The organism is uncultured Meiothermus sp., assembly GCF_937863175.1.
Lineage (GTDB): Bacteria > Deinococcota > Deinococci > Deinococcales > Thermaceae > Meiothermus.
Window position 1 is genome coordinate 1 of record NZ_CALMCQ010000160.1, and the last position, 2,453, is coordinate 2,453.

Annotated in this window: 2 protein-coding genes; both read right to left on the minus strand. The window is 55.2% G+C overall.

Translation table 11 applies throughout. The features are described 5' to 3' along the window. Positions 1-980: 980 nt before the first annotated feature. The gene (locus Q0288_RS06225) at positions 981-1,481 is read right to left on the minus strand and encodes a cupin domain-containing protein (protein ID WP_299428789.1); all 501 of its coding nucleotides are present in this window, start codon (positions 1,479-1,481) and stop codon (positions 981-983) included. Positions 1,482-1,706: 225 nt separating this feature from the next. Next, a complete protein-coding gene (locus Q0288_RS06230) occupies positions 1,707-2,225 on the minus strand; it encodes a metal-binding protein (RefSeq protein ID WP_299428792.1) in 519 nt (172 codons plus the stop codon). Positions 2,226-2,453 lie beyond the last annotated feature (228 nt).

The window sequence follows — 2,453 nt, forward strand, 5'->3', positions numbered from 1 at the left end:
GGCCAGGGGCCGAGACGGATACGGTGGGTTCGGTGCCAAAAATATCCTTGAACATGGCCTGTTTAGCATACGGCAGGAAGCAGTAGTGGGAAGCCTTGCATAGCCGCTGTACGGTGCTTATAAACTTCCTGCAGGCATCCGTAACACCTAGTCCGCCAAAACGGCCTGGTGAAAGCATCATGGGAACTTATACGACGAACGAGGAAGCGTCTCTTAGCTGCGTCCTGTTGAGGTTGTCCAATCCATAAAGCCCACCGATCCAGTTGCGCGCCCCTGGCGCAGTACCCCGGTGTAGGCCGAGCCTGGGGCAGCGGCAAAACTACTCTGTAAGCGCTTTAATCATGTCCAAATACCCGATCCTCCTGGTTTTCCTGAACACCCCGTCTCGCAGGGCGGGGTACTTCGTTACAACCCAGCAGGATTCGTTTGCCCGTGGGCCTGTGCGAGATCCTCGCACACTGGATTCCAGGGTATTTGCAAACTGCGCTGAATAACAACAACCCCCCTCTCGGCGGGGGGTTAGGAATGGAGTTCCTGGCCAGTATGCGAAACAAATGGAGTGCCAGGCATTTAGGCTCAGCCTCGAGGGGTTCCAATGGGAACCTTATGAGCAGGGGTGGCTCGAGGCTAAGCAGGTTCAGAGTAGCAATAAGTTGTGCAAAAGATATGGAACCGTTGATGGTTTACGTGTAGCTTCGACCAACCCCGCCGGTGCATCCTGCAACACCAACCCCAACTCGCCGGTATGGAGGCCCAGGTTCTGCTTGGTAGCCAGGAGGCACGAAACCCAGGTCGCCAGGATGAAGCCACAGATGAAGAAGGTCAAGCGGGTGGCGATGCTTGCCCAGGGGCAGGTTATCTGGTCTGGAAGGCACCACCTTCACCGACGCGATCTTTTCATGGCGGGCTCGTTTTTTCGGAGATTCCTGAACCGTAACCTGTTCCGGCGAACAACCTGTCATGCCTACTGGCGCCTGGGTTCATCGGGTCAACCTTTCGATCAGGTCGCGGTGCTGCGGGAATTGCCGGACTAGTTGCTCGCGCTGGGCCAGTTCAAAGTCGCTGAAATCAAAGCCAGGGGCCATGGTACAGCCCACCAGAGCATAGCTTTCAGGTGCGTTTAAGCTGGCCCCCAGCCAGTAGCCTGCAGGAACCACGGTTTGGAACCCTTGCCCCTGGGTTGGATCGGGGCCAAGCTGGGTGTGAGTGGGCTGGCCTTGGGGGGAGAGCATCCAGATGGTGAGTGCGCTACCTGCATAGAAATGCCAGACTTCATCGCTTTGAAGCCGATGGAACGCTGAAAAATCGGGGTATTCCAGCAAGAAGTAAATGGCAGTGGAAAAAGCTCGCTGGCCAGTGTAGCGGCCAGGCAGGTGGGGATGTGCAATGGACTCGCGGGCGATGTAGGTTTGGCGGAAGAAGCCACCCTCGAGGTGCGGCTGTAGAGCAAGATGATCGATCCAAAATTTCGCACCATGCATGAAGAATCTCCTCACTGACGGTTGGAAGGCTTGGCAACTGGATCTCCAGCGGGCAAGATCGAAGCTGCGGCCTACTGAGTTTGTCAAACCCAGAAGGCCCAGTTGCCAAAATGCAAGGTTACAGACGCAGCTACCAGACGTATGCCGAGCTTGAGGCAGGGACAGCCATCCGGAGCAAGCATCTATCCCACCATCCCGAAACTTAGAATACCGTGGCCTGGATGCTTAGCGGCGGCGCCTGCCAGAACGTAACAGGATACCTGAATCTGGCCAGACTCCATCGGCAATCAGGTGCAGCCACTGCGAAGCATAATACCCCAGTACCAGCGCCCATAAGATTTCTTGAGAAGGTGCTCTGAACTGGGTCTGCAAATCTAAATTGACCCCCAAATAGCCCGTGATGGCGGTAGTGACCCAGTACAACACGATCCCCATCGCCCCCAGGTACAAAATGCGTGTGAGAGGGCCAACCATCCAGGTATGTGAAAGCCCTCGGTGGGCAAACATCCAGCCATATGGCACCCAAAACAACCCCAACCAACCCCAGCGCCCTTTGGCCCGCACCTGTTGTTCGGCCAGGTCAAGATCGGGGGTAATCAGGAAAGTCCCGAGTAAGAAACTGCTAACGAAGGCCACCGCGACGGGTTGGGAGATGGCGATTTCTTCCTGGTAAACCCAGTAAGCGGCTGAAGCCAACCCCAGCACGCCGATATTGATGGCTTCGTGAACACGACCCGATGGCACCTGCGTAGTTTACGGGTCTGGGTGTGAGAGTACAGTTTCAGACAAACAATTTGGAGAAAAAAGAGCAGCAGGTGTGAAAGAAAGCTCGCTGGATATGGGGAAAACCACAGACTGCAGGCCTGGAGTCGCTGCCTGTGAGCCAGGAAGTTTTGCCATCAATATTAGCCTTACTTCTGCGAAAAATTCTCGATAATTCTGTTTAAATCAGAGCCATTGTTGGTTTTCTAG

Bases quoted from the DNA above. Each gene is read 5' to 3' on its own strand.
- Q0288_RS06225 (WP_299428789.1), bottom strand. From the start codon at position 1,481: ATGCATGGTGCGAAATTTTGGATCGATCATCTTGCTCTACAGCCGCAC.